The organism is Pseudomonas sp. Sample_24 (assembly GCF_004307605.1).
In the GTDB taxonomy this organism is placed as follows: domain Bacteria; phylum Pseudomonadota; class Gammaproteobacteria; order Pseudomonadales; family Pseudomonadaceae; genus Aquipseudomonas.
Genome location: NZ_RCNW01000144.1, coordinates 1 through 6,545, shown reverse-complemented (window position 1 = coordinate 6,545; position 6,545 = coordinate 1). Strand labels below are relative to the sequence as shown.

Here is a 6,545-nt window from a genome sequence, read left to right as displayed (position 1 = left end):
CCTGATCGTTCCCACGCTCTGCGTGGGAATGCCTCTACGGACGCTCTGCGTTCGGTACTGGATGGGACGCGGAGCGTCCCGGGCTGCATTCCGCTTTTGTGGCGAGGGAGCTTGCTCCCGCTGGAGGCCGAAGGACTCCCATCAGGGCCGATACGCGGCCCAACGGGAGCAAGCTCCCTGGCCACAGGTTTCAGTGGATTACTCGGTGACAAACTTCGCGCTGACATACGGCGAGTAATCCGGCAGCACCGTTTCCACCTTCCCTTGTTCCTTCAAGAACTTCGCCGTCTCGCCAATCGCCTTGGCCGTGCCGCCGTCCAGCAGCGCGCTGGTTTGCTGTGCCTTGGCATCCGGGAAAGCGGAACCGGCGAGCAACTCCGGCACGTCGGCAGCGTTGGCACCAGTCAGTTTGGCGATTTTCTGCACAGGCTCAGAGTCGGTGGTCCAGTTGGCTTTGTGCGCGGCGTAATCAGCAAAGGCGTCGAGCGTGACCTTGGCGAACTTGGCTACGACATCAGGATGCTTCTCGGCGTAATCCTTGCGCGCAACCCAAACCTCAAAGGTGGGAGCGCCCCACTGTCCGACCTGTGCGGCATCGGTCAAGGTCTTGCCGGTCTTGCGAATTTCACCCAATGCGGGTGACCAGACAAACGCGCCATCAATATCGCCACGCTTCCAGGCCGCGGCGATTTCCGCTGGTTGCAGGTTCACCACTTTGACTTTCGAGGCGTCCAGGCCCCAATGCTTCAGCGCGCCGAGCAGGCTGTAATGCGAGGTGGAAACGAAGGGCGTGGCGATGGTCTTGCCGATCAAATCTTGCGGTTTTTCGATGCCGCTGCCGTTACGCACCACCAGGGCTTCCGCCGCATTGATCTGTGCCGACACGAGGAACGCGACAATCGGCAGGTTGCGCGACGCCGCTGCCGCCAAAGGGCTGGAACCGAGGTTGCCGATTTGTACATCGCCGGACGCTATCGCTGTGACCACCTCCGGGCCACTGTTGAAACGTCGCCAGTCGATGGGCTGGCCAATGGTTTTTTCGTACAGGCCATCCGCCTGCGGCACCTTGCTGGGGTCGATACCGGTTTGGTAGCCGACGGTGAGGTTTGCTGCGTGGGCAGAGAAAGAAATCAACAGCGATACACAAACTGTAACAAAGGGCTTGGATAGTGCGCGCTTGGTCGTCATGGCGAGGGCCTGTTCGATTGGTTTTGTTGCGAAATTGTGTCCAAACCTAATCGATCTAAAAAACGACCAATAAATACCATTTAGTAATTAACTTATGTGGCACCCGCTCTAGTCCGCTGGGGTAGTTGAAGTGAGCTTAATTCCTAAACGGTATGAGAAAAGAATCGAGCCATTCTTTTCAGGTTTGTGACGATCTCATGAACCTGCATGGACCAAAAAACCGGGGATTAGACTATGGTCGTAGACACACATGGTTACGATTGACTTGTGAGTCACCGTCCGGCGCTAATCGCGCATCTTAGGATTTTGGGCAACGACCCGAGACCAGGAACACAAGAATTAGAATCCAGAGGAGCTTCACAATGAACAAGTCCACCTTGGCTTTGGCCGTGGCCGTAGGGGTTATGGCGCAGCAGGCAGGCGCCGCAGGTTTCATCGAAGACAGCAAGGCTTCCGTCAGTTCGCGCACCTATTATTTCGACGCCGATAAACGGGAAGGCCCCAGCACGCCTGCCAACCGGCAGCGAGAGGCCGCTGAAGGCCTGAAGTTCGATTACCAGTCGGGTTTCACTCAAGGTGTCGTTGGTTTTGGTATCGACGCCCAGGCGCTGGTCGGTATCCATCTGGACGGCGGCAAAGGCCATCATCCGGACAACAACTCCTTCACACCTAGCGACACCGATGGTTCGGCCGAACACTCGTGGAGCCGTGCGGCAGCGAACGTCAAGGCACGTTTCTCGAAGACCGAGGCTCACGTGGGTGGCGCTCTGCAGCCAAACATGCCGATCCTGATCGCGAACGACAGCCGCGTGCTACCGCAAACCTTTGAAGGTGGCACCCTGACTTCGAAGGAAATCGACAACGTGACCTTCAACGTAGGTCAGTTGGAGCACGCGACCGGTCGCGCATCGAGCAACAGCACCGGCCTGGCCGTGGCTGGCGGTACTCAGGACAGCAACCAGTTCCGTTACGCCGGTGCTGACTGGAAGGTCACTAAAGACCTGATGCTGCAGTACTACTACGCGAACCTGGAAGACTACTACAAGCAGAACTTCCTGGGCCTGGTGCACGTCTACCCGATCGCACCGAACCAGTCGTTCAAGACCGATATCCGTTATTTCGACAGCAGCTCCGACGGCAAGAACGGCACGGCCGGCTACCTGTTCAACAACAACAACGGTTACGCCAAGACGCCAGGCGAAGTCGACAACAAAACCTGGAGCGCCACGTTCACCTACACCCTGGGCGGCAGTGCATTCTTGCTCGGTCACCAGCGTGTCAACGATGACGGCGGTTTTGTTTTCCTGAACCAGGCTAACGTGGTTGACGGTCGAGGCCGTAACGAAGGTGCCGGCGGCGCAAGCTTCTACTCCTTCACCGATGCCACCGTGGGCAGCTTTATCCGTGCCGGTGAAAACACCACCTACGGTCAATACTCCTATGACTTCGCTTCTTTGGGCGTGCCAGGCCTGAAAGCGTCGGCTGCTTATCTGTATGGCCGGGACATCAAGGCCACCAACGGCGTGGGTGATGACCTGAACGAGCGGGAAACCGACCTGCGTGTGGATTACGTGATTCAAACCGGCCCACTCAAAGGCTTCGGTACTACGTTGCGTCACGGTATGTATCGTGGCAACACCAGCACGCTTGATGAAGACCAGACCCGTCTGATCTTCAACTACACCTACAGCTTCATGTAATAGCGTCCCCCTTCAAAAAACCTCACCACAACGGTGAGGTTTTTTTTCGTCTCGATTCAATATTCCATATTGTTTGCATAGGTGAATTTTTAATTCTTTTTAGCTTTTATCGTCAGCGCTTACAGTAAGTCCATCCGACACGCACCGTAAGCCTCGGATCAAGCTGCAACCTCCCTCGAGATAAAACGATTCAGGAATCGGCATTTCGGCCGATACCCCCAATCTGTGTTGTCGGGGCTTATTTCCCAATGCGATTAAAAATACTTCAATAATTCTTTTGCGGATTATGAAGAGGTATCCTGCGCGCCCAAAAAAATGACCGCGTTCGACGGTCAGGCGCAAAAAGCGTCTGCGGATCCAGGGCATACGACCCGGGACCAGCAACACAAGTATTAGAAAACGATAGGAGCGAAACAATGAACAAGTCCACCTTGGCCCTGGCAGTGGCCGTAGGGGTTTTGGCGCAGCAGGCAAGCGCCGCCGGTTTCATCGAAGACAGCAAGGCAACCTTGGGGCTGCGCAACTTCTACATCAATCAGGATTTCCGTGACGGCAGTGCCGAACCGAACAAGAACGAAGAGTGGGGCCAAGGCTTCGATCTGCGTTTCATTTCCGGTTACACCCAAGGCACCGTCGGTTTCGGTATCGACGCGATCGGCCTGCTGGGCGTGAAACTGGATTCGGGCGGTGGTACCAACGGTGGGGCTGGCAACGCTTATGGCGGTACTGTGTTCCCAACCAAGTCCAACGGTGAGTCGGTTGATAACTTCTCCAGCCTGGGTCTGACCGCCAAGGCCAAGGTTTCTCAGACCGAGCTGAAACTGGGGACCTTGCAGCCGAAGAACCCTGTCATCGTGACCAACGACGGTCGTCTGCTGCCGCAAACCTGGCAGGGCGGCCAGATCACGTCCGGCGACATCAAGGACCTGACCCTGGTCGGCGGTCAGATCGAGCAGGTCAAAGGTCGTAACTCGAGCAACAACCAGCAGTTGTCGATCTCCGGCGCCAACGGTCGTACCGCGGCAGCTCGCGACAGCAACAAGTTCATCTATGCCGGCGGTGACTACAAACTCACCAAGGACCTGACTGCCCAGTACTACTACGGCAAGCTGGAAGAGTTCTACAAACAGCACTTCCTCGGACTGGTGCATAACTGGGCAATCGGCCCGGGCGTATTGAAGTCGGACTTCCGCTACTTCAACAGCTCCGACGACGGCGCCAACGGTCACGATCCGTTGTACTACACGACGGGCAACTACAACGCGCCTAACGGTAAGGGCAAGGTCGACAACAATCTGTACAGCGGCCTGTTCCTGTACACCGTGGCCGGCCACACTTTCGGCGGCGGTTACCAGGTCAGTAATGGCAGCAGTGACTTCCCTTGGTTGAACCAGGGCGACGGTTCGTCGAACTACACCATCACCGACTCGCAAATCCAGAAGTTCGGCCGTGCCGGCGAGAAAACCTGGCAAGCGCGCTACTCCTTTGACTTCGCCAAGGTCGGTGTTCCTGGCCTGACAGCGGGTGTGGTTTACCTGCATGGCGACGACATCGACACGGTCAACGGCGCCGGCCGTCAACTCGCCAACGGCGCTTCCGAGTGGGAACGCGACCTGACTGTGGGTTACGTCGTGCAGTCGGGCGCGCTGAAGAACCTCGGGCTGATGTGGAAAAACGCCACCTGGCGTACCGACCTGCCGAACACCCGTTCCCAGGACGAAAACCGTCTGATCGTCAGCTACTCGATTCCGCTGTTGTAAAAGCGCACGCGTAAGCGAGATAGAAAAAGCCCCGCCCGGCATCACGCCGGGCGGGGCTTTTTGCGTTTCAAGACGGGGTCACCCCCGTAATCCCGCCTCGAAATTCCCTCTTTTGCAGCAACTCAAGGCCTTCTCGAACCTTGTGGCCGATGTTCGGCGGGTTGCGTTCATCCGTCCAGTGAACAGTTCTTTAATATTTCTTTTCGGTCTAAACAAATCGATATTTATTCTTTTTAATGGATAAAAAACACAGGCACAGTTGAGTTCATCCAGCACTCACCAGGAGCTACACCATGGGCATCAGACTCGGCGATATCGCCCCCGATTTCGAACAGGATTCCAGCGCCGGCACCATCCGTTTCCACCAATGGCTGGGTGATAGCTGGGGTGTGCTGTTTTCCCATCCGGCGGATTTCACCCCGGTGTGCACCACCGAACTGGGCTTCACGGCTAAGCTGAAGGATGAGTTTGCCAAGCGTGGCGTCAAGGCCATTGCCCTGTCAGTCGACCCGGTGGACTCGCACCACAAGTGGATCGCCGACATCAACGAAACCCAGAACACCGTCGTCAACTTTCCGATCCTCGACGATGCCGACCGCAAGGTTTCGGACCTCTACGACCTGATCCATCCGAATGCCAACGACACCCTGACGGTGCGTTCGCTGTTTGTCATCGACCCGAACAAGAAGGTTCGCCTGACCATCACCTACCCGGCGAGCACCGGCCGCAACTTCCATGAAATCCTGCGGGTGATTGATTCTCTGCAGCTCACCGACAACTACAAAGTGGCCACGCCGGCCAACTGGCAGGACGGTGATGAGGTGGTGATCGTGCCGTCGCTCAAGGATGAAGAAGAAATCAAACAGCGCTTTCCCAAAGGCTATCGCGCCGTTAAGCCTTACCTGCGCCTGACGCCGCAGCCGAATCGCTGACGATGTGATCGTTCCCACGCTCCGCGTGGGAATGCCTCTAGGGACGCTCCGCGTCCAGTGACGCGGAGCGTCACGGGCTGCATTCCCACGCGGAGCGTGGGAACGATCATCAACCACAAAGCAGGGGATTTCAGGCCGGTTCGACGGCCTTTTTTTTGTCTGAAAGAAGTGATTCTTCATATTTCTATATTGCATAACCAAATGAATAAATATGATTTATGGATATATTAATCACCTGTTAAGGTCTTTCCATCAAAGCGAGATCGCAAACCGCGAATCGTCTGCAATCAAGGAATCGTCTGAATGCTGGTCGTCTCACTCGGTGGCAGTCCCAGTCAGCGCTCCCGTTCCGGGGTTCTGCTGGATCGCTCCCAACGTTGGCTACAAGAGCAGGGCGTGGAGGTGGTGAGTTATCAGGTACGGGACTTCCCGGCTGAAGACCTGCTGCACGCACGTTTCGACAGCCCCAAGGTGGTCGACCTGCTGCAACAAATTGAAAACGCCGATGGTTTGCTGATCGCCACGCCGGTGTACAAGGCTTCGTTTTCCGGTGCATTGAAAACCGTGCTGGATCTGCTGCCGGAGCGCGCCTTGAGCCACAAGGTGGTGTTGCCAATGGCAACCGGCGGCAGCATCGCCCACATGCTCGCGGTGGATTACGCGCTCAAACCGGTGCTGTCGGCATTGAAGGCCCAGGAAATGCTTCAGGGCATTTTCGCCGTCGACAGCCAGATCGCTTACGGCGAAGGCAGTGCCCTGGCGCAGTTGGCACCGGAGCTTGAGCAACGATTGAATGAATCGCTGGAGCTGTTTTTCAGCGCCATGGCGCGACGGCCCAAGCCGCTCGATCCAAACCTGTTGAATGAACGTTTGTTGAGTGCTCGCTGGAGCATTTGAGCCATTTTCACCCTTGAAGTACTGGCCTTACTCGCCCGCCAACGGGCAAGCAGGTGCAGCCAAAACCC

5 protein-coding genes are annotated in these 6,545 nt (G+C 56.6%); 4 read left to right on the top strand and 1 reads right to left on the bottom strand.

The window, feature by feature from the left end; translation table 11 throughout:
- Positions 1–198 precede the first annotated feature (198 nt).
- Positions 199–1,188, bottom strand: a complete 990-nt coding sequence (gene tauA, locus D8V06_RS07030) for a taurine ABC transporter substrate-binding protein (RefSeq protein WP_130930679.1) — start codon at positions 1,186–1,188, stop codon at positions 199–201.
- A gap of 362 nt (positions 1,189–1,550) precedes the next feature.
- Here tauA and D8V06_RS07025 point away from each other — a divergent pair, with 362 nt between their 5' ends.
- The 4 genes from D8V06_RS07025 (at position 1,551) to ssuE (ending at position 6,477) form a co-directional block, all read left to right on the top strand.
- The gene (locus D8V06_RS07025) at positions 1,551–2,888 is read left to right on the top strand and encodes an OprD family outer membrane porin (RefSeq protein ID WP_130930678.1); all 1,338 of its coding nucleotides are present in this window, start codon (positions 1,551–1,553) and stop codon (positions 2,886–2,888) included.
- Between the two features lie 416 nt (positions 2,889–3,304).
- The gene (locus D8V06_RS07020; protein WP_130903844.1) at positions 3,305–4,648 is read left to right on the top strand and encodes an OprD family porin; all 1,344 of its coding nucleotides are present in this window, start codon (positions 3,305–3,307) and stop codon (positions 4,646–4,648) included.
- A 293-nt stretch (positions 4,649–4,941) separates the two neighbouring features.
- On the top strand, positions 4,942–5,580 hold the full coding sequence (locus D8V06_RS07015; protein ID WP_130903845.1) for a peroxiredoxin: 639 nt from the start codon (positions 4,942–4,944) through the stop codon (positions 5,578–5,580).
- Positions 5,581–5,883: 303 nt separating this feature from the next.
- Positions 5,884–6,477: an NADPH-dependent FMN reductase gene (gene ssuE / locus D8V06_RS07010; protein WP_056854060.1), complete on the top strand. Its 594-nt coding sequence runs from the start codon at positions 5,884–5,886 to the stop codon at positions 6,475–6,477.
- Positions 6,478–6,545 lie beyond the last annotated feature (68 nt).

Bases quoted from the DNA above. Each gene is read 5' to 3' on its own strand.
- tauA (WP_130930679.1), bottom strand. From the start codon at position 1,188: ATGACGACCAAGCGCGCACTATCCAAGCCCTTTGTTACAGTTTGTGTA.
- D8V06_RS07025 (WP_130930678.1), top strand. From the start codon at position 1,551: ATGAACAAGTCCACCTTGGCTTTGGCCGTGGCCGTAGGGGTTATGGCG.
- D8V06_RS07020 (WP_130903844.1), top strand. From the start codon at position 3,305: ATGAACAAGTCCACCTTGGCCCTGGCAGTGGCCGTAGGGGTTTTGGCG.
- D8V06_RS07015 (WP_130903845.1), top strand. From the start codon at position 4,942: ATGGGCATCAGACTCGGCGATATCGCCCCCGATTTCGAACAGGATTCC.
- ssuE (WP_056854060.1), top strand. From the start codon at position 5,884: ATGCTGGTCGTCTCACTCGGTGGCAGTCCCAGTCAGCGCTCCCGTTCC.